The sequence below is a fragment of the Crocosphaera sp. genome, assembly GCF_030064895.1.
GTDB lineage: Bacteria > Cyanobacteriota > Cyanobacteriia > Cyanobacteriales > Microcystaceae > Crocosphaera.
The window spans coordinates 1-26,658 of the sequence record NZ_JASJEB010000100.1 but is presented as its reverse complement, the minus strand read 5'-3'; the positions used below and the strand labels follow the sequence as shown (position 1 = coordinate 26,658).

The window sequence follows — 26,658 nt, the reverse complement described above, 5'->3', positions numbered from 1 at the left end:
GAATTAATTAGGAAAATTCTCTTTTTTATGGGACTGAAGTATTATTGTTAACCAGCTAAACTAACATTAAAGGCAAAACGCAGTCACAAATAAACATCTACCGATTGCCTTTGTCCGACATCTACACTCTGTTTTTGCAAAGCGTTTTCTTGAACAGTTTTAGGTGTGAGGGGTCATTGTTTTTTAGAGAGGATTTCATCATGGTGATAGCAATATCACCTCTCCTCTTTTTCTTCTCAAACATCAGTTTTTGATTGACCCAAATTAAAGCAAAAAAATGAAAAAATTACCAGGACTTTGCACTTTTCGTTCTTCGATATTTTATGAAGTTGCAGTATGTTTGCTCTTGATGACTTGTCTCTAAGTTATTAACCCGAGTTCGAGATAAGATAGGGGCTATTTTCTCCGTTTTAACAGTAAACTAGCCACCACAATGCCAATAATAGCGAGTAAAGCCATAAAATAAAAGACAATACTATAAGAGCCAAAGCGATCGCGTATTTGTCCCGTGAATACTGTACCCACTAAAGCACCAACTCCATAGGCCGTAAAGACAATACCGTAGTTTTGAGCATATTGATCAGGATTAAAAAAGCGGAGGGTAGTAGTGGGTGCAATGGCTAACCAACCCCCTAAACAAAACCAAAAGAGACAAAAAGCGATTAAATAGGTGCTAACTTGTCCGACCTGTGCATTAATCATCAAAATACAACCAATCAGGGCTAAAGTGTAAGCACCGATGGCAACATAGTGGGGTTTAAAGCGATCGCTCAACCAACCAAAGAGAGGGCGACTAATGCCATTAAATAGGGCAAACAGAGAAACACTACTAGCGGCAACACTGGGTTTTATCTTAATCATCTCTTCCCCCACAGGACTAGAAATACCGATAGCAGTTAAGCCAATTAAAGTCCCAATGACATAACAAATCCATAAGCCATAAAATGAGTGACTTTTCCATAAACTGCTAGGATATATCTGATTAATTGCCCTCTCTGTGTTTGTCGTGGTTGCTAAAGGTTGCCAATGGTTGGGTGGAAATTTCATCGGGATGGCCATAATGACAATAACCACCGTTAAAATAATGCCTAAAATGCGTAATGTCGGTCTAACAGTATAGTTTTCGATTAAAAAATTGGCCAAAGGGGCAGTAATTAGGGGAGAAAGCCCAAATCCGATAATTGTTAAGCCAACGGCTAACCCTTTTCGATCAGGAAACCAGCGAGCAATAACGGCCATCGGTACACCATAAGCAATACCCACACCTGTACCAGCGATGGCACCGTAGGTTAAAATCATGATTACTATATTACTAGCAAGACTAGAGAGAATATAGCCTAAGCCCACGATTATCCCCCCAATAACCGTCATTAAGCGAGTCCCAAGGCGAGGAATAAAAAATCCTGCGATCGGCATTAATAAGGCATAAAAAAGGAGGGCAACTGTATAGGGCAACAGACTTTCAGTTGCGCCAATTTGTAAATCTATCTCTAAGGGGGTTCTAAAAATACTCCAAGAATACACCGTCCCCAAACAGAGTAGGATAGTCATCCCTAGAGGAATTAATAACCATCTTCCTTGTTGAGCAGGGAGTCCTAGCACTCGTAATTGTGCTTGATTATCCGTATTATTCATTTTTCACCTTTTAATGGCAGTTTTTAAGTGAGTGTGGGGAGTGTGGGGAGTGTTGATATTTTAATGTTTAATCTATGCAAGTTAAAACTGCTGTAAATTTTAATCGTCGTTTTTTAATGGATAATGGAAAAATAATTATCCATTATCCATTATTAATTGTTTATTATTTGCCCTTATTTTCTTTCATCAAATTAACAAACTTCTCAAATAAATAGTCTGCATCATGGGGACCCGGACTAGCTTCGGGATGATATTGTACCGAGAAGAAAGGTAAGGTTTTATGAGATAAACCAGCCACCGTGCGATCGTTCAAATTTAGATGGGTAATTTCTACCTCTGCATCTAAGGATTTTTCCGTTACCGCAAAACCGTGATTTTGACTGGTAATTTCCACCTTTTCTTGCAGTCCACAGGGTTGATTTAAACCACGATGACCAAACTTTAACTTAAAGGTTTCAGCCCCCAAAGATAACCCTAAAATTTGGTGTCCCATACAAATGCCAAAAGTAGGTTTTCCTTCTTCAATTAAAGCTTTAACTGTACTCACCCCTTCCGTTACGGCCGAAGGGTCTCCCGGACCATTAGAAAGGAAAATACCGTCAGGATTGTACTTTAAAATATCTTCAGCAGGGGTATCAGCAGGAACCACAATAATTTTGCAACCATAACTAGCTAACCGTCGTAAAATGTTGCGCTTGACCCCAAAATCAATGGCCACCACCGTTAAACCGTCTTGAGAAGTCTCACGGTCGTTAATATTAAAGGCCCAATGACTGTCTGTAGGGGTTGACCATTCATAAATTTCCTTGGTAGTGACTTCCTTAACCAAATTTAACCCGGCCATAGAAGGGACTGATTGAACTTGCCGCAATAATTCGGTTGTATCCAAGATTTCTGTGGATATAATGCCATTCATCGCCCCCACAGAACGAATTTTGCGGGTTAAAGCCCTGGTATCAATGCCATAAATACCGATAATATTGTAGCGGATTAAATAATCAGGTAAAGACTCAGTGGAACGCCAATTACTGGGACGATAAGTTATGTTACGAGCGACCACCCCTTTAACCTGGGGTTTTTCCGATTCTTCATCATCGGGGTTAACCCCTGTATTGCCCAACTCAGGATAAGTAAAAGTGACAATCTGACCACAATAACTGGGATCGGTCAAAACTTCTTGATATCCTGTCATTCCTGTGTTAAATACTACCTCTCCCACCGTTGTTCCTTTCGCGCCGAAGGATAACCCTTCAAAAATTGTTCCGTCAGCTAACACTAATAAAGCCGGTTGACCCTTTGCCATTGCCATAATCATTAAGTTTTTGATACTAAGAAGGGATGAAACCTAGCGGTTAACGATAAACTAGATCAGATAATCCATTCAATCCTGATGTCCTAGCCATCTGTTGAGAATCAGTTAAACCCTAAGTCACTGGGGACAATTCTAGCAGATGGATGTGAGGTGTTAAGGTAGACTTCGGCTGCCAAAAAGGTAGGTATAATCCCATGAGTCCCAAGAAACTGACCAACGACGACAAACAAGAAATTCTTAATCTTTATCGTCAAACTCCAGAAACCACTTCTACCTTAGCTGACCGTTACGGGGTCAGTAGTTCTACCATTAGTCGTTTTTTGAAGAATACTCTCTCGGATATGGAGTATGAAGATTTAATTCAACAAAAACGCTTAGCTAGAACCAATAAACCTCAAGGTTACTTAGACAAGAGACTAAAAGCGGCCTCTAAGCAGACTAATCCAATTATCAAAGAAACCCCTGTCATTTCGGAACCGGTTCCCGAAGCAACAGCAACAGAAGCAGTGGAGTCTTCTGTTGAGAGTCCCCCCGAGAAACCTTCCTCAAAATCATTACTTGTGACAGTTAAGAAAGACGTTCCTATTTTGGTTTCTACAGAAGAGGATGAAGAGTCTGAAACGGAAGACTTAGAAGAGGTTGATGTAGCAGCAGTAGGAGAAATGTTGGGAGAAGAGTTAGAAGACAGTGATGATGACTGGGATGAAGATGAGGATGAAGATGAGGATGAAGATGAGGATGAAGATGATTATGATGAGTCTTTGTCTGCACCAAAAGATATTCAAGTGTTACCGTTGTCGGCTGCCACTTTCCCGAAAACCTGTTATCTTGTGATAGATAGAGCGGCTGAATTAATTGTTAAACCCCTAAAAGAGTTTGCCCATTTGGGTCAAATTCCCTCGGCTGAAGTACAACAAAGAACCTTACCTATTTTTGATAATCATCGGGTTGCCCGTCGTTTTTCCAATCGTTCTCAACGGGTTATCAAGGTTCCTGATGGTCGTCTTCTATATAAAACTTGCGATCATCTACAAGCGAAAGGAATTACCCGTATTCTCATGGATGGTCAAATTTATTCTTTAGTTTCCAGTTCCGATTAGATCCGCCCAACCCCCCTTAATGAGGGGGGATAAGCTTTTGCGGTTAGATTACCACAGCTTTGCGAGCAGGGACTAAATTTTTATGGGCTAAATATTCATGAAGTTCTAAGGGTTTTAATTTACAAAGGTCTTTTGCTAATTCTTCGAGTTTAATGTTTCGAGATAAATGAGGCATCAAGGACTCACGCACAAATCCTAACATTTGGGGTTCAGCTACCAACAGAATTAAATGAGACTCCCATTGACTGAGAAGTTCTGTAATTTCGTGGCTAATATCCTTGGCAAAATGACGTTCATATTCACTGATATGGTTTTGTCGATGGTCATCATAGCCATGGCCTTGACTGCGAGAGCCTCGGTTCCGTCCGGTTTTCGTGTTGGCCCAGAGTTCTTTCCCGGCCATTTCTTTGGCCGCATTGGTTAAACATTGATGTTCAATCAAGTTCGGACTGGACTGATATTCGGGAAACTCTGCCTCTTGCAAGGTAAAAAAGCGGGCTTTGGTTCCATCCATAACAGCAACGACAGCTTGATTCATAGGACTTTTTGATTAGAATTCTTGAGATCCCCATATTAGCAGCCAGATTTGTATAGTAGAACACTTTGGAATAAAGCTTAAAATTTGCAGGGTATTCTCGGTAAAAGAACTTAACAATGTCTTTTTATCCTTCTGCCCAACCCTGGTGTGATTACTTGAGAGGTTGAAATTGAGGCGATCGCACTGTCAGTTACGATAATGCTGTAATTGTTACCAAGTTAATCCTAGTTTTGTGATAATAGCAGATGGCAAGGTGAGAAAACCTGTATATCCCGTGTCTATTACTGCTTTAATTCCCTGATTTACTTTATTTTCACCAAGCACAGCTAACTTGATAATTGCCTCTCGATTCGTATTTACATAACCAATAATCATGTTTGTGTATTAGAACAAGAAAAACCAAAGCGATGAACAGCAGGATAGCCAATACGAATACCAAAAATTTGTGCATCAGGATGATGTTTTAATAATTGTTTGGCCGCAGTTAAGCTATCATTAGCAATTTCAAAGTTTCCCGTTTCAATGTCAATAGCAACTATCTGACCGTGATTATTTGCCTCAACTTGAGAACGAATCTGAGAGTCATAGAGTTCATGACCACGTTTTGCTAATTCTTCTTTGCTATAACGAGGTTGTCGAATTTTCATGGATTTACTGATTAGGATTTTTTTATGAATAATAATAAAACTAAGAGATGGGATATAATAGGCAAGCAGATTTAGCAAAGCTCAATTCCAACAATAGAATTTTTCCCCGGCTGCGTTTTGGCAAGTTTCAATGCTAAATAAACTTCTTGAAATGATCTTCCATATCCAATTGAACAGGTTAGTCCTGATGTTATTATCCCAGATGTTAATTGTGAGTACATAGTCTGTATTTCTAACAATATTTGCTTTTCAAGATTACCTTTAAACAAAAGATCATCACCTGCCTCAAATATAACTGATTTTTTACCAACCTTCTTACGAATAAATCTAGCAATTTCCGAAATTGCCTCAGTTATTTGTTTACTTGATTTCCGAAATTTAGCTTCATCACTACAAGCTAAAAAAAGTTCCTCTAAAATTTTTCCTGTATCATCTCCATCTAAGCCATAATACAAGTTTTCTTCAGGTAAGATATCAGTTAGTTTTCTTATTTTTTTGGGCTTTTTAGTAAGTTTGCTTTTTGATAACGCATCATAGACAATATCTGTATAAAAGTCAATAAAAGGAAAAGCCATTATTACAGAAAGTTCTGCTTTGAACTTTTCTGAAGGAGTTAAAAGTTGACCCTTGTGTGTAGAACTATTTCTCAAGTACAACATAAAATCATTGAATTTTCTAAAAAACTCTAAATCAAAGTCAGATGGAGTATCATGTTCAAATTTAGCCTCAATAATTTTTAGTTTTTGTCCAAAAGTTCTTCGATCCACTCCCTCAGCAAGGTTAACTAACATAAACTTATTAATAAGAAGACGAATTAAATCCTCTACACTCGCTGAAATTGAGGAAGCTGCTATTCGATAAATAGCATTATCTTTACTTTGATCCCCTTGTAATTTTAACTGAATAGAATGACCTAAGTTATTACCAAAAAACTCCTCATCAGAAGCATCAGGATCAATTGCTATATATTTACTTGTTTGATGTTCTATTATTTTTTTATAACGTACCATTTCAGAAAGATTTAGGTATGCAATCCTATCCAATCTATCTGTAGCAGGAGCTAAAGTATAGCAAGGTAACAAAATATTAACTGGCAAAAATCCTCTTTCTTTAGTTAGTTTAGATAATTTTGAAACATCAATTAGATATTGATGTTTTATATCCAGTATATAAGAAGCTATTGATAATAAGTTTTTCTGGAATGAGGTGCCATTAGTAAGATCAATAATCAAGTTTTTACCAATAGGTATGCCTTTTAAAATAAACTCAAGATAATCAACAAATTTTGTAATTGAAGATTGTTCTTCTGTTATGTCAATTATCTTTTCAACGAATAATTCTCGACTTATTCCATGTGATTCTATATGATCTATCCAATCTTCATTATCCTTTAACTTGATATACGAATCTTTAGAATGAATAACAAATATATTGCTTAAAGCCTGACTGGGCTCATCCGATTTGTGTAAAATAATTGCCCAAAGTAATGATAACCCAAGAGTTTTAGTATGTGTTAAAAAAGCTAAGTTGAAAAATTGAGATATTTCTCCCTGATCCCAGCCTTCTTTAACTTTAGCATTAGCTACAATTACAGAATTTGCAAATGTAAAATGATTAATATTACCGAGGACAATTAAGCTTGTCATATCAGAAAAATATTTATATACTAATTAGTTTAATTATATATCAAAAAAATCATACTGTTTCAATAACGTCCTCGGTTAGCAGCAAATTCTAAACAAGCTTTAATATCTTCTTCTGTCAACTCTGGAAAATCATCTACAATTTCCTCATGAGACATACCAGCAGCTAACCAACCGAATACATCATACACAGTTATCCGCATTCCTCTAATACAAGGTTTTCCCCCTCGTTTCTCTGGTTCAATGGTAATAATATTGTGATAGCTCATAACATAATTTGAATAGCTACTTTATCTTATTTTAGCTGATTGACAACTTACAAAAGGTATAAACGTACATATTTTTAATTGTGGGTTAATGTGGATAATTAATTAACAAATAACTAACATATTTAATTACCACCTAACCCACCCTACAATTAACTTTCGGTATGTATATTACGTTGAGGATCGCCTAATTTAACAGGTTCTGTGGCTTTTACAGGAGAAGCTACTGGGGTTAAGTTCCAATGGTTAGTTAATCTTTGTAAGAAGCGATCTTGTTCCACTCGAAAGCGATCTATATTTGGACCGTGATTAATAATAGCAAACCACACTGGCCCCCTTTCTTTGGTAGGAATAACGCCAGCTAAGGCACTAACTCGGGCGAGGGTTCCTGTTTTCACCGCAACCCCATCAGGAAGATTTCGCCATTGAACTGTTCCTGTTTTATCCCTTCCCCCCATAGGAAATAAATCGGCTACACTCAAGGGATTATCTTGTAATTTTTCTTCCATTGCTATTAACATACCTACTGAGGCCCTGGGAGAAATACGATTTTCTACCCCTAACCCCGATCCATTGATTAACTGCACTTCTTGGCGATCAACTTTAGCTGCTTTAGCTGCCACTTCTGAGACAACGGCGGCCCCTCCCACAGAGTCAGCAATCATCTCGGACATGACATTATTACTATAAATGTTCATTTGTTTGAGGAGTTCGGCCATGGTTAAAGATTGATGTTTCAGTAATCTTTGTGCTGTTTCAGGAACATTATTGGCAACTTTAACTGTGCCTTGAATGGTAATTTGTGGTTTAGGAGTATTGGGGGGTAAAGTTTTATACTGTTGTCTAATTAGGGGTGTCCAACGAGAAGAATTAAAAGCTAGTTGTAATAGTTGTCCGGATCTTTGGCGATCGCTTTTAAAATTCATGGCAAAATTATCAACAATAATTAGATTGCCTGTAACTTGTTTAATTCCCAGTTGGTTGAGTTTATTTCCCACTGCGATCGCTTCTTCCCAAACAAATAAGGGATCACCGCTACCTTTAACGATTAAATCTCCTTTTAAAACTCCATTTTCAAGGGTTCCAACCTTTAAAAATTCTGTGTCAAAACGATGTGCTGTTCCCCAAGTTTCTAAGGCCGCTAAAGAGGTGGCAATTTTGGTTAAAGAGGCGGCAGATAAGGCTATTTTTGCTTGATGATCTCCTAAATAAGCCCAGTCTGATTGTAACCAAATGGCTTGTTTATTAGTAGGAAACCCTAAAGAGGATAATTTCTGTAAATAATCCTCAATAATAGACTCTACTACGGGATCTGATTGGGTAGGAACATCAAACACTTTTGCCTCTTGCCAAGCTACTACGGGAACCGTATCGATAGCAGGGGGTGTTTTTCCTAATAAGTTACCTAAAGTTAAAGCTAATAGATCAAACATTTTTAAAACTCCTCACTTATCTATCTTTTATGGAAAAATTAAGGGAACAGACACAGTTGCATCTTATCCTGAATAGTTCACTTTTGACTAGAGTTTTGCTGAAATTACATAAAAGTAAGAATATACTGTTTTTCTAGGAAGGTGTGGGCAAGCTTTCTAAATAACGAAGAAACTCTAATAATTCATCATCAGATAACACTTGACGCGATCGCTTTCCGTAGGTTCTAATTAAATATTCTCGCCCTTGTTCTGTTGTCCATTTTAACCTTTTTAATTCTACGTTAGAACGGGCAATAATCTCAGAAAAATCTAGCACTTCTTCTTCTAGGGACGATTTTTCTTCTATTTCTGTTTCTTCGGTGATTTCAGCAATAGGAAGAGTGGTTTCTTCTATTTCTGTTTCTTCGGTGATTTCAGCAATAGGAAGAGTAGTTTCTTCTATTTTTGGTTCCTGTTGAGTCTCAAGAATAGGAAGGGTTTTTTCTTCTATTTCTGGTTCTATTGATGGTGCTTTCTTAGAGTTTTTTGTAGTTTTAACTTGATTTTTAGATGATTTAGTCGGTGTTTCAGTTGTAGTTTTAATTGGTGGTTTAGTTGGGGTTTCTATCTCTTTAATTTCATTTTTCTTGACAACAGGTTCAACTTCAACTGTTTTTTCTGGAGGAGGAGATGAGTATGCAACCGTCGATTTTGGTTGAGTTATTTCTGGAGGGGAAGTTGATGGTTGAACCACAATTTTTTCTTTTACTGTAACGGGTTTAGTGTCTAATTGTAAACTATTTAATGCTCGTTCGATCGCTCGATCTTCTGCGATTTCAATTTTCTCATCTGCTGCTAATCCTGTACTTAATGTTACATTATTATTCTGTAGTAATACCCTAACAATATATTTACCATGATCGATGGTTACTAACTCACTGACTAAACTTCCTTCCGGATAATGTTGTCGGAATTGGTTTAACATAATCAATATCCCTCTATTACTATTTTAACTGATAAGTTATATTGTACTATGATAACAAGAATTATAGCAAGTTAACCTTAATTCAATATAAGTGGTTAGATGTAATTAAATATAAAATAGAAAAATTAGTATTCAAGGATTTAGCCTTGATAATGACTGTCTTTATCTTCTGTTAGGACTGACTAAAAACTGAGGTTTATTTTTGTCTACTTAACTTAGAATAATGGATAATGAATGAATTAGGTTAAACCCTTTTCTTTTTTAGGATAAATAAGAATCTAGAATTAATTTTTCTGCTGATTCTACATTAGCTATTATCCATTATCCATTATCGATTAATTATTGAGTAATTCCTTTAAGGTTTCTGTTTCTAAACGAGGACCATAAGAAGTAACAATGCGAGAAGAGGCGCGGGAAGCTAAATCACCAGCTTGAGCATAATTCATGCCGTGGGTAATGCCATATAAAAAAGCTCCAGCGTACATATCTCCAGCACCCACAGTATCAATAGCTTCTACAGGATAAGAAGTTATTTCTATCAATTCTTGACCATCGAAGACTACGGAACCCTGTGATCCTCTGGTAATAGCAAACCCTTGGGATAGTTTTTTAAAGTAAGAAACAGCCTCAGAAAAATCTTCTGTATCAGCCATTGTTAAAGCTTCTGATTCGTTAGCAAAAATAAACTCAATTTGCTCTCCAATAATTTCTAATAATCCCTCTTTAAAGAAAGAAGTCATATTGGGGTCAGATAAAGAAAATGTGGTTTTCACCCCTGATTGTTGAGCAATTTCTCGGGCTTTAATAGCTGCTGCTTTAGCGGTGGGAGACGTTACTAAATAACCCTCCATGTAGAGATATTCTGAATCAGCGATCGCCCCGGGAACCAATTCTGTTTCCGATAAACTGCCACTAATACCCAAAAAAGTATTCATAGTGCGATCGGCATCAGGAGTGACCATAACTAAACATTTACCCGTGGTTCCATCCACTTCCTTTTCATCATGAACATTGGTATCCAAACCACAATTTTGTAAATCATCTAAGTAGAAAAATCCAGCTTCATCCTTAGCCACTTTACAAGAATAAAAACCTTTAGCCCCTAATTGACTCAAGGCTACCATAGTATTAGCTGCTGAACCGCCACCACTTTGTTTACAAAGGTTACCATTAAACTTAGAGATGATTTCTCCTTGACGGGACTCATCCACCAAAGTCATAACCCCTTTATCAATCTGTAATTCTTGTAGTAACTCAGGAGTCACTCTAAACTCCATGTCAACTAACGCATTACCGACACCGTAAACGTGATACTTTCTACCCATGCTAATTCCCAAGTCATTAGTTAATTTTAACCCCGTTGTTAATTACGAGGTATCATCCTCACGATAATACAACAATTCCATCAGGTTAAGACTACTGATTTTTTGCCAGTGCATAGCTAGACGTATGGAGTATATGGGGTTTATCATTAAAGGAAATGATTTAATCAGAAGGAAAAATCAAGGGATTGATATTCCTCCATTTATCATTAAGTGCCGTCCTTAACCCCCTTTAATGGAAACTCAAGCAATTGTCGAGCTATTCCCGTTGTTTAGTGTAGCGAATCCGGAAACCTTAGAATGGATAATGTCTGTTATTGATGAAGAAAGTTATGAACAGAACGACGAAATTATAAAAGAGAATGAGTGGGGAAAGGCAGTTTACTTTATTGTGTCGGGTTGGGTTAAAGTACGTTCTCAGTATAACCAGCAGCCAAGAGTGTTGGAAATTCTCGGTAAAGGTGATTTTTTTGGAGAGATGGAAGTTTTAGACGAATCACTCAAATATGTTGAGGTCATTGCCCTGTCTGATGTTCAATTACTGAGTATTTCAGCGCAACGTTTTTTGCAGATGCTTTTCAAAGATCCCCAAGTTCACCATAAAATGTTGCAACTCAGTGTTAGGAGATTTCGTCACCTATACCGTCGCTTTCAATTGCATCAACAAACAGCAAAAATTAAGCTAATTAAAACCTTAATTAAATTAGCAGAAACCTATGGTAAATTAATTGAAGAAGGAGCCGAAATTTTACAAATACCGCCCCAAGACTTAGCTGATTTTGCTGATATTTCTTTGAATGAATGTGAGCAAATCATTACCCAATTAAAACATCAAGGTTGTCTAGAAAGCGACCCCTCTCGTCAAATTTTGTTCTTGACGAATCTTAAACAGCTAAACCATTTTGCTAAACAAATTTAAGAATGATTAGATCAACTAATACTGAGTTCAAAAAACTAAATCATCCCTTACCTAGTTTAACTTACTTTGTAAAAATGACTCACCCGAATTCTCATCTTTTTGAGGTAGGGTTACAAATTGAACATTGGCCAGATTCGGTTCTTGACTTAAAAATGCCAGTGTGGACACCGGGGTCTTATTTAGTGAGGGAATATGCTCGACATATCCAAGATTTTAGAGCAGTATCAAAAGATAAACAAACAAAACTTTCCAATAAAAAGGTTAGCAAAAACCATTGGCAAGTAGAGACCAAAGAAGTTGATAATATTCTGATTACTTATCGAGTTTTTGCAAACGAATTAACGGTCAGAACTAACCATTTAGATAATACTCATGGTTATTTTAATGGAGCTGCTTTATTCTATTTCATTCCAGGGTTAGAAGCAACTCCTGTTACTGTTGAAATTATCCCGCCTAATTCTAACTGGAAAGTTAGCACAGGTTTACCAGAAGTTTCGGGAAAAGTTAATCAATTTTATGCTAAAGATTTTGACACATTAGTAGATAGTCCTTTTGAAATTGGTAATCATGGGGTTTATTCCTTTGAAGTGTTAGGAAAACCCCATAAATATGCTATTTGGGGAATCGGTAATATTCAACCCAATAAACTTATAGAAGATACCAAGAAAATTATTGAAACAGAAGCAAAATTATTCGGTGAATTACCCTACGATGATTATTTGTTTATTCTTCATCTCACACAGAAGAGTTTTGGGGGTTTAGAACATAAAAATTCTTGTTCTTTGATCTATTCTCGTTTTAACTTTAAAGATACAGATAAATATAACCGTTTTCTACAATTAGTTGCCCATGAATTTTTCCATCTCTGGAATGTAAAACGTATTCGTCCTAAAGCTTTAGAAACCTTTGATTACGAACAGGAAAATTATACCCCTTCTTTATGGTTTTCTGAAGGAACTACCAGCTATTATGACCTAGTTATTCCCTTAAGAGCTAACATTTATGATTCCAAAAAGTTCTTAGAACTTTTAAGTAAAGAAATAACCCGTTTCTTAACAACTCCAGGCCGAAAAATTCAGCCATTAAGTGAGTCTAGTTTTGATGCTTGGATCAAACTATATAGACGAAATAATAACAGTGATAATTGCCAAATCTCCTATTATTTAAAAGGAGAATTAATTTCCCTTCTTCTAGATTTATTAATTCGGGCTAAACATCAAAATAAACGGTCTCTAGATAACGTTATGGTTCAAATGTGGCAACAATACGGAACCTCAGAAACTGGTTTTACTCCCCATCAACTGCAAAGGGTGATTGAATCTGTAGCCGATATGGACTTACAAAGCTTTTTCAATTTATACGTTGATAGCACCGAAGAATTACCCTTTAATAAATATTTAAACCCCTTCGGGTTACAGCTTAAAGCCATTATAGAAGAAGATAAAATTCCCTATTTAGGAATAAGAGTAAAATCAGAAAACAATAAAGAAATTATTAAATTTGTTGAGAAAGGATCACCGGCTGCTGTAGAGGGAATTGACCCAGAAGACGAATTATTAGCCATTAATGGAATCAAGGTTACAGCAGCTCAATTAAAGGAACGTCTGAAGGATCATCAGGCGGAAGAAATCGTTTCTGTGACAGTGTTCCACCAAGATGAATTAAAGACCTTCTCTGTTAAGTTAGGAAAGCCTCAACCGAGTCGATATGAGATAATAGAAATGGAAGATGCCTCACCGCTTCAACAGGAAAAATTAAGGGGTTGGCTAGGAAAAATTTAAAGGAAATATTAGGTGAATTTCGGGTTATAATGGAGGTCTCACATAGAAGACTACTTGAGAAACCGTCAAAGGATAACGGAATACACGATGCACAATTTTCTGCCAATTGCTTATTTTGAGAACCAATTTGTCCCCTTTGAAAATGCTAAAATTTCTATAGCAACCCATGCCCTACATTATGGGACAGCAGCTTTTGGCGGAATGCGAGGCATTCCTGATCCTAAAAACCCTCAACAAATTCTCTTATTTCGTTTAGATCGTCATTGTCAACGTTTATGTCAGAGTGCCAAGTTTCTCAATTATGAATTGTCCCCAGAGAAACTACGGCAAATTATTGTTGATTTTGTCCAGAAAAATAAGCCAACCCAGTCTTTTTATATTCGCCCTTTAGTTTATAGTTCAGGATTAGGAATTGCCCCGAGACTGCACAATATTGAAAAGAACTTTTTTGTCTATGGTTTAGAAATGGGAGAATATCTTTCCCCTGATGGTGTTAGATGTCGGATTAGTTCTTGGACTCGTCAAGAAGACCGTAGTTTCCCCTTGAGAGGAAAAATTAGTGCTGCTTATATCACCTCTGCTTTAGCCAAAACAGAAGCAGTAGAATCAGGGTTTGATGAAGCCCTTTTAATGAACTCTCAAGGTAAAGTTTGTGAAGCAACAGGAATGAATGTTTTTATTGTGAGAAATGGGGCTTTAATCACTCCTGGATTTGAGCAAGATATCCTCGAAGGAATTACCAGGGATAGTATTTTAACTATAGCTAAAGATTTGGGTATTCCTACTATTGAACGACCCATTGATAAGTCAGAACTATTTATTGCTGATGAGGTATTTTTGTGCGGAACCGCAGCAAAAATCGCTCCGGTTAAGCAAATAGAAACCTTTAACCTTCCTGAAAATCGTCCCATTACTGAACAATTGAAAGGGAAATTATTAGGAATTACAGAAAATAAAGATGTCGATTATAAAGACTGGATTTCTGTTGTTCCTTTAGAACAAAAATAATTGTGATTAGGATCAAGAAAACAAGATGAATAAATAACCAAAGTTCTTTTTTTAATAAATCTAGAACCAGAGGTCAGAAATTAAGTCGTAATGACCAGCTTGTTCAGAAGGATAGTCTCCGGCTTCAATTTTTTCAATGATTTTAGGTAAAGCTTTGATGAATGCTGGACTCCGATCTTTAGGATGTAAAGTCCAGGCTTTGGCATTCATTAAAGTTCCTCGAAAATAGTTAGTTTTCTCTAATTTTTTCGATACCATAATTTCCCAAGAATCTAATTTTCCCTTACCCGTAATCTGATTGAGAATATTTTTTAGGGGTACTGATAATTGATTCAGAAACTGCTGCTTATAGGAACGCCAAATAATAGGTAAAGGCAGCAAGAGATCAAAATGTTTACAGTTAATTAAATACGCTCGACTTCCAAAAAATTGAGATTTGTAAAATTTGTCCCCTTCTTTTTCGTATGAGCTGCTTTGGTAAATTGTTCCATCTTCCGTTGGCGGCCCTGTTAATGGCCTGATAAACATCATCTCAGGAAACTCCTGCATTAGTTCAATACCATCTTTAATCCAATCATAATCAGGTTGTTGGTGTAGTAACATATCGCTGTCGAAGTGAAGCATATAGTCGCTTTTGCATTCGTTGATCTTAAAAATTGACCCTAAGATGGGATACCCTTTATAGTTGTGGGTGCAGCGAAGCGACGTACCAAAGTGCTTGCGGTACACTTGATGACGATAATTAGGATCGTAATTAATATCGACAATCCTATCGACAATATTCGCCTTGAGTAGCTGTTGCGTACATTCTCGAAGTTCCTCCATGGTTCCGACTCCAGGACGGTTTACTTTCTCCCCAGTCAAGGGTGCAGTATCAATGACCAAAACCTTTTCCTCAAAGGGAAAATTGTTCATTTTGACTAAGTGAGGAATGGTGTGCATCATAAAGGAAATATCTGTACGAGCGACGAACATCCATAGGGAACAGCTTGGCAGTGCCATCTAGATTGCCTCTTGTGATTTATATATTTGCTTTGAAACAGATTAGATTATACTAGAAAGCCGAGGAACTTTATCGCAAATTCAACCGAATGTCGGGCAGAATTCCCTATTCCTCTATAGGTTAGGGACGGTCGCTCGAAGGATTTGCCGTACGACGACAAATCCGCGACCTCATGAATGCAAGGGCCTAAATATAAACGGCGTAGCCTCTACTTATTCTTGTTTTGTGCTATCCTAGTTACTGGTTGCGACCCGCCCGACCGACTAAGAGGCCACGCATTGCGTATAAAGTATGTACTCGGCGGCAGATCGGCGAAAAGATTGTACAAGAATAACAAAGTAGGCAGCAATAGCATAAGTCCAAAGTGCAATCTCGACTAAAAGTAATAACTCCTTGGGAAGCAGGGAGTCTGCCTGTGGAGGCGGTGTAAGACCGAGATAAGACTTGTCTTATTGAGGCTACGGCCAATGAGACGGGAAGCCTCAGAGACGAATAAAACCGTCCTTGTGTTGATCTGGTGTTGGGAAGCCCCAACTTCAGGGAAGCAAGTTGGGGTACTTCACGGCCCATGACATCTCAAGTAGAACGAATGCGTCAATATTTTAGAGATATTAAAAATAATCTAGCTAACAACTACTATCAATTTAGGATTAATACTGATCAAGATCCCTATCAAATACGTTTTAGGGAAAAGCCTTTTCGTATCTTGTTCATCTTGAGTCACATGAGGTCTGGATCTTCTTTACTCACTCATTTACTAAATTCTAATCCTGAAATTATTGGCTATGGAGAAACCCATATTAATTATTCTTCGGAGTTAGATTTTAAAAACTTAATGTTTAAGGTTTATTGGAAAATTAAAAACTATCAAATGAATCATAAATATGTGTTAGATAAAGTTTTACATAATCACAAATTTTTAGCAGATGATTTTTTGGTTTCTGACCAGGTATATAGTATATTTCTTCTTAGAAAACCTCAAAGAACACTAGCTAGTATCTTGGAAATAAAACCTCACTGGAGTGAGGAAAAAGCGTTTATTTACTATCAAGAAAGATTAGATTTACTAGAAAGTTATGCGAGATTAACTAACAATAAGAAACAAAGTTTCTTTATTACCCATGAGCAACTTATTGATCAGACTGATTTAGTTTTTAATGGCTTGAAAAATTTTTTAGAGACCCAAGAAAGTTTTTCAGAGCAATATGAAACATTAAGGACAACTGGGAGGAAGGGTATTGGGGATTCGTCAGAAAATATTAAAGCTGGTTATATCATTAGAAATCGAACACAAATAGACACAAAATTTTCTGGTGAATTAGTGGAAAAAGCGACTCATTCCTTTCAAAAATGCTTAACTACATTATCTACCCATTGCAGCACAATTGATACCAAATAAGTACCTTGACAAAAATAAACGTTACAGTTGAGAAGAGGCAGGAGGCAGGAAGCAGAATTAAGGCTCAAACTATGTTTACATAAGTTAATAGAGTGCTGTTTACTTATGTCTAACTACTTATTTAGTAAAATCATCAGGACTCAATTCCCAAGAACCCGGTGCTAAAGCAATCTTCTCTTTAGAGACAAAATCTAAGAAAGCTCTAGTTACATCACTGACAAAAAGTGGTTCATTATAAGTACAAGCTACATAGGCTTTTGCCGTCAACTGAATCGCCTCTGGGGTTTGGATTAGATAGATTTGCATTGGCTTGGATGAATCATAGTAGACTGATGCTTGGATTGCATCCCAAATGGCATCTTCTGCTTTTTGTCTTTGTTCAGCATTGACAAAGGAAGCAAGATAAAAATTCATTACACATAAAGAAGAGAGATTACCAGCATTTGCTGAACTGACTATTTCAGTCCATAGAGTGTGAGTTGGGATGCTAATGCGATCGTGATCAAGGGTTTGCAAAACTAGAAAAAAAGTATTAAATTTAATAACTTTTCCACTCACGTCTTGAACTGTAATGCGATCGCCGATTTGAAATGGTTGTTTAAAGGCGACAACGGTTTTGAAAGCCAATCCTCCGATGAATGCTGTGATAAGATCGGTGCCATTAGATAAAATCCAACCAAATAAAACCAGAAAGGCGATCCCTAATCCCCTGGTATCTTTATCTGCTTGGGTTATTGCAATTAAAGTAAAAGGTGTTAATAGAATAGTTGCTAGTAAAAGTCCACTTTGAAATAAAGCGTCAACACGACGAGAGGCTAATCTTTCACTATTGTTAATTAAAATCTCTTCTGGTAAACCTTGAAGTTTCCTTTTGTGATAATTGCTTTTCTTCTGTACATAAACTCCCATACCATAGAGTATCTGGCCACCAATTACCACTCCTAAATAAGTTAACAAATAAATTACAATTTTGGGATTGTCTAATAGTTCAATAAGTTGATCCATAATAATTTTTTTCTAGATAAAGATTCCTTAGTAAATCTAATCCGATGGTTTCTCGGAGACAAAAAATTACCACAGGTAGTGCTTCTTTAACTATTACATACCTGGTTGATTCTTTCTCTTTTTGTTTTTCTTGTTCTTGTCTCTTAACTACATCAATACGCTCAAAGATACCGAGGGTTTTTTGTCCTAGAGTATAGTTAAGGCCAATATCATTTGACACTTCGTTTAAAGTTGAAGGACCACTAATTAACAAGGTGGCTAAACTTCTAATTTCGTCTCTCACCGATGGACGAGATACTATCTCTCTCAAAGCTAAATATTGCTTTTTTATTTTTTCTTCAATTTCTTTGCCAGAACGCTCGAAATTTTCTAGGTCATAAATTTGTTGACCCCAGTTTTGATAGGTTTTGATAAATTTTTTATCTTGTTGCTCATCTAAGGGTAGGAGTAAATCAAAATTCTTTGCTCCTTTTAAAAAGCTATAAGCAAAGACATTAATATAACAAGCAATTTCTGATTTCCCTTCAATATCTTCTATTGTGCTTAAAGCACCGACAAACTTTTTTATTGGTTTAAACCCTTTAGAACTTTTACGAAAAAGTTTTTCTAGTTGGTAAATATTATCTATTTTTTTTTGATTTAATAAACTAAACAGAGAGTTGATATAGTCATCACCATTTAAAGCTGATTGGTGTAGTTCTTCAGCCGAAATACCTAATAAGTTTTTATCGTCCCAACCCGTAGTTAATTTCGCAGTGAGTCTCATTTTATCTGAGAAAACTTTTTCCTATAGCATTATAACTTGTTCCTGTTTATCTCGGCTCTGTCTGCAAACTATTAGAATATTAAAAATAAACTAATTTCCCCCTCTGCTTCCTCTGCCTCCTCTGCCTCCCTCAACTAAGATTTTTGAACTTTGCAAACTCCAACCCAAGAAATATAGCAATAGACAGGCTAGTTAGGACACATAAATTATATTTTAAGGGAACAGGGAACAGGGAACAGGGAACAGAAAAATGTCCTAATAGCTTTGGCGACTGCTATAGCTTTTGGGGGTACTGTCTCTTATCAAGAAAATCAAAATCGTGTTTTGGGGGATCGAACAATTTCGTATTGGGGGACGGGATACAGTTAAAGGGTATCAACAAGACTCGGTTTTTACAGATAAGTAGTCGGACATAAATGTAATTAACTGTCTTAAGATACGATCAACTTCTCATTCAGCAACACCATTAATTATAGCCATCATAATCATTGACTCCTGATGACCTAACCTATCACAGAGAATATCCTCATCCCTTTCCCCATTCAAGAAAAGACGAATGGCAGCGACTAAATTATCCCATCCTGAGTGAAATTGTTGCATTTCTGCGTTTAATTTTTTCCTTACTTCTGCATCTTGGGTTGCACTCAATACCCATTGAATCAAGTCTCCCCATTGTTGTAACTCATATTCGTTAACAGGCGCATTCCATTTGGTTTGGCGCATCAGACGACGATACGAACGAGCAGTGTCTTTATCTCCTTGTTTATCAGCAATCTCTGCTAGTATGTTGTAGTTTTTCCAAATCTCACCCATATTGGGATCAAGGGTTTGGCTAATAGCAAGAGCTTCTTCCGCTAAGGTTTCGGCTTCTTCGAGTCGATTTTCTTGATTTTGCAGTAAATGTGCAAGGCCACTAAGACTGGCGGCTACATTAACTTTATTATCTGCTTGTTTAAATCCTTCCATTGCCTTGCGATACCATAATTCAGCATCTTGGGGCTTCCCTGAAAATTCACAGAGGACTGCTAATTGATTCCAAGTTTTTGCTACGTCTTTAAGATTACCTAAATTGATCTCAATTTCTGCACTATTACGGTAACAGGTTTCTGCTGCTTGCCATTGGTTGGCATCTTGATACACCATACCTAATTGATGCCATAAAATTGCTTCCATTGGCGATTCATTAAGAGATTGAAAGGCTTTTAACGCTTTCTTGTACCGTTTTTCTGCTTCTGAGAGGTTGCCTTGGTTTTTGGCTAATGTACCAAGTTGTGCTACTGTAGCGGCTTCCCCTCTAGTATCCACTAATTCTTGTTTAATAGCTAGAGCAGTTTCATAAGCTTGCTTCGCTTCTTTATAATCTCCCTTAAGCATTAACACATTCCCTAAATCGGCTTGCATTACCCCAATGTGTCGCTTAACTCTCTCCGTCGCTTCTAACTGTTGTGCTAATGCAATGCCTTGATTATCATAAATAATCGCTTCATCTACTTTTCCTTGATCTATTAAACACCGTCCAAGTCTGCCTAATGTCAGAGAACGGTCATAACTGATGTCTTCCCCTAATTGTTGCAAAAGATGGCGAAAAACTTGTTCTGCTTCGGTATAGCGTCCTTGACTGTATAGGGTTTCCCCCATTGTACTTTGTGAAAGAAAATCATCCTCAAAGTTTTGGAGGCATTGCGTCAGTTGATTGCGTTTCTTATTTTGTCCAAAATAGTCAAGGAATCGGTCAATATTACTCACAAACTCTATGGCATTCTTATCTTGGACATCAAGGGCATTATGCACTGCAAAAAGAAGGTTAGGTAATTCTTTTATGGCAGTAGGGCGAATGGTTTCAGCGTTTTTGTCGTCTTGAAAGTAAAGGTAGCGAGAGAGTTGATGATATTGCTGGTAATGGCGTTTAATTAGTCCATTTTTGGGTTCAGACTCTCCTAATGATTGCCACAACACCGATAAAAGAGTGGGATGAATCTTGATATAAGGAACTTTTGCTCCTAAAACTGCTTCAATCTGAATCAATCCCGTTGCTAACAGTTGTTGACGAACAATTAACCAGGTTGCTTGATTAATTTGTTCTGCTCGTTTCTCATCCGAGGGATTTGCGAGAATTTCAATCACTTCTGTTATCGTTAGTAACATATTCTCCATCGCACCCCCTTGAAACACTCCTAAACGGGGTAACCATTGCTTCACTTTATCGTCTAAACGATCTAAAGAGAGATTCAAAGACGCTAACAAAGGATTATCTGGGGTTTCCCTGATTAATTCTTCTAATCGTTCCCCTAATTGATTAGGCCGACGATATTTTAACTCAGTGGCCAAACCTTGAATGGACAAAGGATGAAAATCTAATAACCTTAGCAAAGATTCTAAGATCGTTTTGTCGGGGATAGGATAAGCAGCAGCAGGAGGTAAAGCCAACAATTCCAAACAATAATCCACTGCATCCGTAGGATATAACCCTTTTAAGGGAATGACAATATGTTCCCAACTGCCTTGTGAGAGATAAGCAGGATGATTAAAGGTTGCGTCACGGGTGGTTAAAATAACTCGACAATTGCCTGTATCTGTCCATTCCTGCACGACAGTTAATAATTCAGACAAGGAGTCGGTTTGTAATGCTTCGAGGTTATCCAGAATGAGGAGTATTGAGTTCGGAGTTCGGAGTTCGGAGTTCGGAGTGTGGGAAGAGTTTAAATATTCGGTGACTGCTTCGGGATTGGGGAAATTTTGTTCTAATGTATTCTGTAAGGTAGTAACGGCTAACCCTACTGCATCAATGCCTTGAAACGCCACATAATCCACAAAACAAGCAGCATTAAATAACCCTGTTTTGCAAAACCAGTCTGCTGCTTCCACTGCTAAAGCGGTTTTTCCTTGTCCCCCAAACCCTGCAATAGTAATGCGTTTTGTCCCTCTTCTGACAAAAGCTGTCTCTATCTGCCATAATTCTCGTTTTCTGCCACAAAAAGAGACACGGAACATACTATAAGGTAAATTCTGTAAAAATTGGTTTCCTGTTGCCTGTTCCCTATTCCCTTCGGAAAATAAAGCTTTTTCAGTGCCATTTTGATATAAAGCAGGTAAAAACCAGTCATACAACCTTAAAGTAAACCGTTCATCCCCTCGCTGTCTTTCTCCTCTCTCACGGTTTAAATATAAATCCCGTCGCGCTTTATCCAACGCTTGTCCAATACTATCCCCTTTCACCAAACGTTCATAAAATTTACGGAATAACTGTTGCGCTGTCACTACCAACACAGAATAAGTCATGGCCAAAACCGAGGGAATACCTGCATGGGTTAACCTCGCAGCGACACTTCCCATTGCATCTTCCCCTGTCACTTGCGCCGACTGACAAGCAGATAATACCATCAAGGCAATGTGACGACGGTTTAACATATCTCCCAAGGTTTCCGCCGATATTAACGCTGTTTTCCCGTCTTTATCTTCAAAGAGTAAATAACCGGTATTTTGCTTAATTCCTTCATTTATCTTGGTTAAACTGGGATCACTACGTTTTGCATCCTCATAACACTTCCCATCCTTGTCATAAACCCCATGACCATCAAAATGCACAATATCAATGGGGGGTAAGTCTTCATCCTCTAACCGTTCCACCAATTTATCTAAGGTAGCAGGTCTTAAGAATTCTATCTCAATTTTGCCCTTTGCTTCGGCTTCAATGGCCGCCATTACTGCCTTTGCTTCTCCCCTTGGATCAAAAAATCCTGCCCCTTCTGGACGACTTACAATGAATAATAACCTTAACTGGGGTTTTGCTTTAACTTTCAACGCTTTACGTCCCCCTCCTACTATGGAAAAGCGACGACGAATAGAAATAGAGGGGTTATCGTGAACCAGATATGTGCCGTCAGGATCTCGCAATAACTCCCAAGGTAAGGCTAATACGGTGGGATCACTGGAACTGATAATAATACGCTTATTTTTCGCCTCTTCGTCCTGAAAATCATTTAATATGCGTTGTGCTGGCCGACTGTTAAAGACTGCATTAAATAAATTACTCCCCCATTGAGTAAATTTGCCCTCAATTTGGCTTGCTCTTTCAAAATCAGGCTCATCAAGGTAACTGCTGGCATAAGTTTCCCAATACCACTTTAATTCTTCAAAATCTTCCTCAGTTAAGGGAAAAGCAAAATCAAGGCGATCGCTTTCAGTTTCTTCTGCTTTAATAACAAAATCATTTGTATTAGTAAAACGAATATGTAAATCCATCTCAATTATGAATCACGCTTAGTATCTATATTATAGAGCCTTAAACTGATTTGAGACGATGATAAAATTAACGACAAGAAGCAAATTTTAGAGGTTGCCAAGGACGCAACTCAGTACCAATTTTCTGGGGTAAAATTAATTCTCTGCTATCAATTTCTTGATTAATAACTGGTTCTACCCATTCTATTTCAATTAAATTAGGGGTTAAAAAGTCACTAGGACTAATAGCTAAACCTCCTTTTCCAAAAATAATAAATTCACTGTTACTTCCCTGTTGACAAACATTTTGGGATAATAAAATACTGGGATCAATAATATTTTGTGGTAGTTGGATTTGACTTCTTCCTTCTTCTGTTTCATCTATATTTAAAGTGATGCTTCCGCTTAAGGTTCCTGTAGCAGTAATATCACTATTTTCGGTGAGATTTTCCCTAACTTGTAACCCTAAAACTCCCCCTGCATTAATAATAATTTGACCGCCGGCACTGTTTTGAGAATTAGCAGTAATGTCACTATTTCCTAATCCTAATAAAAACCCTGTATTAATAATTATATTTCCTCCTGCTGCTTCTCCTGTTGCATTGGTACTAATTTGACTATTATTGTTCAAAAAAACATTATCTGCGTTAATAATAATGTTCCCTGCACCTCCTTGGGTTTCTGAACTAATAAATGCTTGATTCTTAAGGGTTAAGTTGCCGAAAGTTCTTATATTAATATTGCCTCCACTACCTTCTACTTCGTTGCTGGTGGATAGTCCAGAACTGTTAAAAATATCGAGGTTTCCTGTGACAATATCGACGTTTCCTGCATCACTTCCAGCAGTGGGTAAAGCTGCACTGTTAATGAAACTATTATTATTCAAGGTTAGTTGGTTAGCTGCATCAATAATGACATCTCCTGCATCTCCGTCTCCTGCGGTAGAAGATGTGATAATTGAGTTATTATTTAAGTCGATATTTGGGGCGATAACTTCAACGGTTCCTGCATCACCTATTGCTCCTTCATCTACTTCACTTTCAATGGTACTATTATCAAGAGAAATTGTTTGATTAGCTGTGGTTTGAATACTTCCTGCATCACCAGTTCCAGAAGTAGAAGATGAGATGGTTGAATTGTTATTTAAACTTATATTATTACCTGTGACATCAACTGTTCCTGCATCACCTATTGCTCCTTCATTTACCTCACTTTCAATGGTACTATTATCAAGAGAAATTGTTTGATTAGCTGTGGTTTGAATACTTCCTGCATCACCAGTTCCAGAAGTAGAAGATGAGATGCTTGAATTGTTATTTAAACTTATATTATTGGCATTAACATTAACGGTTCCTGCATCACCTGTTGCTCCTTCATCTACTTCACTTTCAATGGTACTCTTATCAAGAGAAATGTTTTGATTAGCTCTTGTTTGAATACTCCCGGCATCACCAGTTCCAGAAGTAGAAGAGGAGATAGTTGAATTATTATTTAAACTTATATTATTAGCAGTAATATCAACAGTTCCGGCATTGCCACTTTCTGTTGTAATGGCATTAATTTGTGCTTTGTTCTTTAATTGCAAATTACCAGTATTTAGGGTAATACTTCCGGCATTTCCTTCTCCTGCTGTTGAAACAGAAATAGACCCATTATTAATGTTTAGAGTATCTGCTGTAACTTTAATGTTTCCTGCATCAGCATTAGTAAAACTTTCACTACTTAAAAGACTATTAAACCGTCCACTAGAAGAAGTTCCATTAATAATAAGGGTTTGAGCTTCAACTTCAATGTTACCCCCTTCTCCCCCCAAAGGAATAATTATAGTTCCTGCATCAGAACCGCTACTGGTGGTAATTTGCGCTCCTTCGGTTACGGTTAGGTTAGGGGTGATGATGGTAACATCTCCTGCTTTCCCTATTTCAAACACACTGCTGGTATTAATTCCGGTGGCTAAAAAGAGGGTATCTGGGGAAGAACTCAGTTCTACTGCTTCATTAGCATTGATAATGACATTTCCACCACTGTCCGCACTAAAGGTGGTGGTGATTATTTTGCCCCCGTCTGTGAGTTTAGCTGTTGCAGTGTTGATAATAATCTCTCCTGCTTGTCCTTGACTGCCTACTGCTGCTGAAACTAACCCTGAACCATTAATGTCTAGGTTAGAACTATTGATGCTGATATTTCCTGCATTTTGGTCAGTAAAGCTGGTACTAGCGAGAACAGCACCGTTGTCTAAGGTGAGTTGGGGGGTATCAATAGTGATATTACCGGCGACTCCTGTGGAATTAGTTATAGTAGAAAGGCTAAAAAGCTCAGGTAAGTTGATATTTTCTGTTCCCAGAAAACGAGCTTGGAATGTGTCCCGTAAAGCGTTTTCAAATGCTTGGCTTCCTTGTCCTGTTAATTTAATAAATTCAGTGGCTTTGATATTAATGTCACCAGCGTTAAACTCACTGATGGTATCGGTTAATAGTTGACCCCCTTGATTAACTTCAACTGTATTAGCAGTGATATTGATGTCACCTGCTATTCCTTGTCCATTGGTTCGGGCAGATATTTGGGATTCATTGATAAGGGAAAGATGGTTAGTGTTTATTTTGATACCTCCTGAATTTCCTATGGCTTCATTATTAACTTGGCTAAAGATTCCACTGGGTTCTTCATTAGGAGATTGACCTGATATAGATATAGTATTCCTATTAGTAATATCAACTATTCCTGCATCTCCTTCTCCAAAGGTACTTGCACCAATTTGCCCACCATCGGTTAGAGAAAGAGAACCAGTTTTTATGTTTATTCCTCCTGAATTTCCTATGGCTTCATTATTAACTTGGCTAAAGATTCCACTCAGTTCTTCATTAGGAGATTGACCTGATATAAATATAGTATTGCTATTAGTAATCTCAATTATTCCTGCATTTCCTTCTCCGAAGGTACTAGCAGCAATTTGTCCACCATCGGTTAGAGAAAGAGAGCCTGTTTTTATCTTGATTCCCCCTGCATTTCCTATTACGTCCGGTCTTCTTACTTCGCTCACAATTCCTGGTCTTAATCCGTTACTATTTTTACCTGATATGGAAATAGTATCTGTGGCTGTAATATCAATTAATCCTGAATTTCCTTCTCCCAAACTATTAGCAGATATTACTGCGCGATCGCTTATAAAAAGAGAACCAGTTGTTATTTTTATTCCCCCTGAATTTCCCGTAGCTTCCTCATTGACTTGGCTAAAAATTCCACTTTCAAATCCAAAACGATTTTCCCCTGATAAAGAGATTGTTTCCCGAGCATTAATCTCAATTTTTCCTGCATTTCCTTCTCCAGAGGTACTACCACTTATTTGTGAACCAGTAGCTAAAGAAAGAGAACCTGTGTTTATCTTGATACCTCCTGAATTTCCTTGGTTTTGAGAGGTGACTTGACTCCTGATTACTGACGCGTTTGATAGAGAGATAGTATCAGCAGCAGTAATGTCAATAAGTCCTGCATCTCCTTGTCCAGAAGTATCAGCAATGATGACTGCATCATTCAAAAAGAGAGAAACTGTCTTGATTGTGATGTTTCCACTATTTAAAGACCGAGAGTCGATACTTTGAGTAGTGATATTTCCTTGAGCATTTAAGGTAATATCTCCTCCTTTTCCAAAACTTTCTGAAAACCCAGAATTAAGAGATTGGGTGTTAATATCTTTAC

General features: G+C 37.4%; 19 protein-coding genes and 1 pseudogene. 5 read left to right on the top strand and 15 right to left on the bottom strand.

Going from position 1 to position 26,658, the window contains the following annotated elements; translation table 11 throughout:
- Positions 1-396 precede the first annotated feature (396 nt).
- Both QNJ66_RS19590 and carA read right to left on the bottom strand, forming a co-directional pair.
- Positions 397-1,635, bottom strand: coding sequence for an OFA family MFS transporter (locus QNJ66_RS19590; RefSeq protein ID WP_300509983.1), 1,239 nt, complete (start codon positions 1,633-1,635; stop codon positions 397-399).
- A gap of 163 nt (positions 1,636-1,798) precedes the next feature.
- The gene (gene carA, locus QNJ66_RS19585; protein WP_300509980.1) at positions 1,799-2,944 is read right to left on the bottom strand and encodes a glutamine-hydrolyzing carbamoyl-phosphate synthase small subunit; all 1,146 of its coding nucleotides are present in this window, start codon (positions 2,942-2,944) and stop codon (positions 1,799-1,801) included.
- 197 nt (positions 2,945-3,141) lie between these two features.
- On the opposite strand from carA, the gene QNJ66_RS19580 reads away from it, so the two are divergent.
- Positions 3,142-4,047, top strand: coding sequence for a transposase (locus QNJ66_RS19580; RefSeq protein WP_300509978.1), 906 nt, complete (start codon positions 3,142-3,144; stop codon positions 4,045-4,047).
- A 43-nt stretch (positions 4,048-4,090) separates the two neighbouring features.
- On the opposite strand, the gene QNJ66_RS19575 is transcribed toward QNJ66_RS19580, so the two are convergent.
- The 8 genes and pseudogenes from QNJ66_RS19575 to QNJ66_RS19545 all read right to left on the bottom strand — a co-directional run bounded on the left by QNJ66_RS19575 (position 4,091) and on the right by QNJ66_RS19545 (position 10,863).
- The gene (locus QNJ66_RS19575) at positions 4,091-4,585 is read right to left on the bottom strand and encodes a host attachment protein (protein WP_300509977.1); all 495 of its coding nucleotides are present in this window, start codon (positions 4,583-4,585) and stop codon (positions 4,091-4,093) included.
- Between the two features lie 213 nt (positions 4,586-4,798).
- Positions 4,799-4,960 (bottom strand): annotated as a pseudogene (locus QNJ66_RS26245) (clan AA aspartic protease); the annotation flags it as partial.
- Positions 4,957-5,232 (bottom strand): hypothetical protein, encoded by a 276-nt coding sequence (locus tag QNJ66_RS19570; RefSeq protein ID WP_300509976.1) that lies wholly within the window; start codon positions 5,230-5,232, stop codon positions 4,957-4,959. The gene QNJ66_RS19570 and the pseudogene QNJ66_RS26245, both read right to left, overlap by 4 nt.
- Before the next feature lie 71 nt (positions 5,233-5,303).
- The gene (locus QNJ66_RS19565; protein WP_300509973.1) at positions 5,304-6,878 is read right to left on the bottom strand and encodes a mCpol domain-containing protein; all 1,575 of its coding nucleotides are present in this window, start codon (positions 6,876-6,878) and stop codon (positions 5,304-5,306) included.
- A gap of 59 nt (positions 6,879-6,937) precedes the next feature.
- Complete coding sequence (locus QNJ66_RS19560) at positions 6,938-7,144, bottom strand: DUF433 domain-containing protein (protein ID WP_300509971.1); 207 nt, start codon at positions 7,142-7,144, stop codon at positions 6,938-6,940.
- A 149-nt stretch (positions 7,145-7,293) separates the two neighbouring features.
- Entirely contained in the window at positions 7,294-8,574 is a 1,281-nt protein-coding gene (locus QNJ66_RS19555; RefSeq protein WP_300509969.1) for a D-alanyl-D-alanine carboxypeptidase, read from the bottom strand.
- Positions 8,575-8,707: 133 nt separating this feature from the next.
- Positions 8,708-9,538: a hypothetical protein gene (locus tag QNJ66_RS19550; protein WP_300509968.1), complete on the bottom strand. Its 831-nt coding sequence runs from the start codon at positions 9,536-9,538 to the stop codon at positions 8,708-8,710.
- Between the two features lie 335 nt (positions 9,539-9,873).
- Positions 9,874-10,863 (bottom strand): adenosine kinase, encoded by a 990-nt coding sequence (locus tag QNJ66_RS19545; protein WP_300509966.1) that lies wholly within the window; start codon positions 10,861-10,863, stop codon positions 9,874-9,876.
- Positions 10,864-11,095: 232 nt separating this feature from the next.
- On the opposite strand from QNJ66_RS19545, the gene QNJ66_RS19540 reads away from it, so the two are divergent.
- The 3 genes from QNJ66_RS19540 (at position 11,096) to QNJ66_RS19530 (ending at position 14,568) form a co-directional block, all read left to right on the top strand.
- Positions 11,096-11,779 carry a Crp/Fnr family transcriptional regulator gene (locus QNJ66_RS19540; RefSeq protein WP_300509963.1) on the top strand — a complete coding sequence of 228 codons (684 nt, stop codon included), beginning with the start codon at positions 11,096-11,098 and terminating at the stop codon, positions 11,777-11,779.
- A gap of 2 nt (positions 11,780-11,781) precedes the next feature.
- Entirely contained in the window at positions 11,782-13,560 is a 1,779-nt protein-coding gene (locus QNJ66_RS19535; RefSeq protein WP_300509961.1) for a M61 family metallopeptidase, read from the top strand.
- 87 nt (positions 13,561-13,647) lie between these two features.
- On the top strand, positions 13,648-14,568 hold the full coding sequence (locus QNJ66_RS19530; protein ID WP_300509959.1) for a branched-chain amino acid transaminase: 921 nt from the start codon (positions 13,648-13,650) through the stop codon (positions 14,566-14,568).
- A 60-nt stretch (positions 14,569-14,628) separates the two neighbouring features.
- Here QNJ66_RS19530 and QNJ66_RS19525 read toward each other — a convergent pair whose 3' ends face one another.
- Positions 14,629-15,570, bottom strand: coding sequence for a hypothetical protein (locus QNJ66_RS19525; protein ID WP_300509957.1), 942 nt, complete (start codon positions 15,568-15,570; stop codon positions 14,629-14,631).
- 569 nt (positions 15,571-16,139) lie between these two features.
- On the opposite strand from QNJ66_RS19525, the gene QNJ66_RS19520 reads away from it, so the two are divergent.
- The gene (locus tag QNJ66_RS19520) at positions 16,140-16,970 is read left to right on the top strand and encodes a sulfotransferase family protein (protein ID WP_300509955.1); all 831 of its coding nucleotides are present in this window, start codon (positions 16,140-16,142) and stop codon (positions 16,968-16,970) included.
- A 117-nt stretch (positions 16,971-17,087) separates the two neighbouring features.
- On the opposite strand, the gene QNJ66_RS19515 is transcribed toward QNJ66_RS19520, so the two are convergent.
- From QNJ66_RS19515 to QNJ66_RS19500, 4 genes are all read right to left on the bottom strand, one after another.
- The gene (locus QNJ66_RS19515; protein WP_300509953.1) at positions 17,088-17,975 is read right to left on the bottom strand and encodes a mechanosensitive ion channel domain-containing protein; all 888 of its coding nucleotides are present in this window, start codon (positions 17,973-17,975) and stop codon (positions 17,088-17,090) included.
- Complete coding sequence (locus QNJ66_RS19510) at positions 17,959-18,741, bottom strand: hypothetical protein (protein WP_300509952.1); 783 nt, start codon at positions 18,739-18,741, stop codon at positions 17,959-17,961. The genes QNJ66_RS19515 and QNJ66_RS19510 overlap by 17 nt, the downstream gene beginning before the upstream one ends.
- Before the next feature lie 450 nt (positions 18,742-19,191).
- Positions 19,192-22,983, bottom strand: coding sequence for a tetratricopeptide repeat protein (locus tag QNJ66_RS19505; RefSeq protein ID WP_300509950.1), 3,792 nt, complete (start codon positions 22,981-22,983; stop codon positions 19,192-19,194).
- A gap of 67 nt (positions 22,984-23,050) precedes the next feature.
- A partial coding sequence (locus QNJ66_RS19500; RefSeq protein WP_300509948.1) for a hypothetical protein occupies positions 23,051-26,658 on the bottom strand: 3,608 nt, incomplete at its 5' end.

Coding starts and splice junctions, on each gene's coding strand:
- QNJ66_RS19590 (WP_300509983.1), bottom strand. CDS start 1,635: ATGAATAATACGGATAATCAAGCACAATTACGAGTGCTAGGACTCCCT.
- carA (WP_300509980.1), bottom strand. CDS start 2,944: ATGGCAATGGCAAAGGGTCAACCGGCTTTATTAGTGTTAGCTGACGGA.
- QNJ66_RS19580 (WP_300509978.1), top strand. CDS start 3,142: ATGAGTCCCAAGAAACTGACCAACGACGACAAACAAGAAATTCTTAAT.
- QNJ66_RS19575 (WP_300509977.1), bottom strand. CDS start 4,585: ATGAATCAAGCTGTCGTTGCTGTTATGGATGGAACCAAAGCCCGCTTT.
- QNJ66_RS19570 (WP_300509976.1), bottom strand. CDS start 5,232: ATGAAAATTCGACAACCTCGTTATAGCAAAGAAGAATTAGCAAAACGT.
- QNJ66_RS19565 (WP_300509973.1), bottom strand. CDS start 6,878: ATGACAAGCTTAATTGTCCTCGGTAATATTAATCATTTTACATTTGCA.
- QNJ66_RS19560 (WP_300509971.1), bottom strand. CDS start 7,144: ATGAGCTATCACAATATTATTACCATTGAACCAGAGAAACGAGGGGGA.
- QNJ66_RS19555 (WP_300509969.1), bottom strand. CDS start 8,574: ATGTTTGATCTATTAGCTTTAACTTTAGGTAACTTATTAGGAAAAACA.
- QNJ66_RS19550 (WP_300509968.1), bottom strand. CDS start 9,538: ATGTTAAACCAATTCCGACAACATTATCCGGAAGGAAGTTTAGTCAGT.
- QNJ66_RS19545 (WP_300509966.1), bottom strand. CDS start 10,863: ATGGGTAGAAAGTATCACGTTTACGGTGTCGGTAATGCGTTAGTTGAC.
- QNJ66_RS19540 (WP_300509963.1), top strand. CDS start 11,096: ATGGAAACTCAAGCAATTGTCGAGCTATTCCCGTTGTTTAGTGTAGCG.
- QNJ66_RS19535 (WP_300509961.1), top strand. CDS start 11,782: ATGATTAGATCAACTAATACTGAGTTCAAAAAACTAAATCATCCCTTA.
- QNJ66_RS19530 (WP_300509959.1), top strand. CDS start 13,648: ATGCACAATTTTCTGCCAATTGCTTATTTTGAGAACCAATTTGTCCCC.
- QNJ66_RS19525 (WP_300509957.1), bottom strand. CDS start 15,570: ATGGCACTGCCAAGCTGTTCCCTATGGATGTTCGTCGCTCGTACAGAT.
- QNJ66_RS19520 (WP_300509955.1), top strand. CDS start 16,140: ATGACATCTCAAGTAGAACGAATGCGTCAATATTTTAGAGATATTAAA.
- QNJ66_RS19515 (WP_300509953.1), bottom strand. CDS start 17,975: ATGGATCAACTTATTGAACTATTAGACAATCCCAAAATTGTAATTTAT.
- QNJ66_RS19510 (WP_300509952.1), bottom strand. CDS start 18,741: ATGAGACTCACTGCGAAATTAACTACGGGTTGGGACGATAAAAACTTA.
- QNJ66_RS19505 (WP_300509950.1), bottom strand. CDS start 22,983: ATGGATTTACATATTCGTTTTACTAATACAAATGATTTTGTTATTAAA.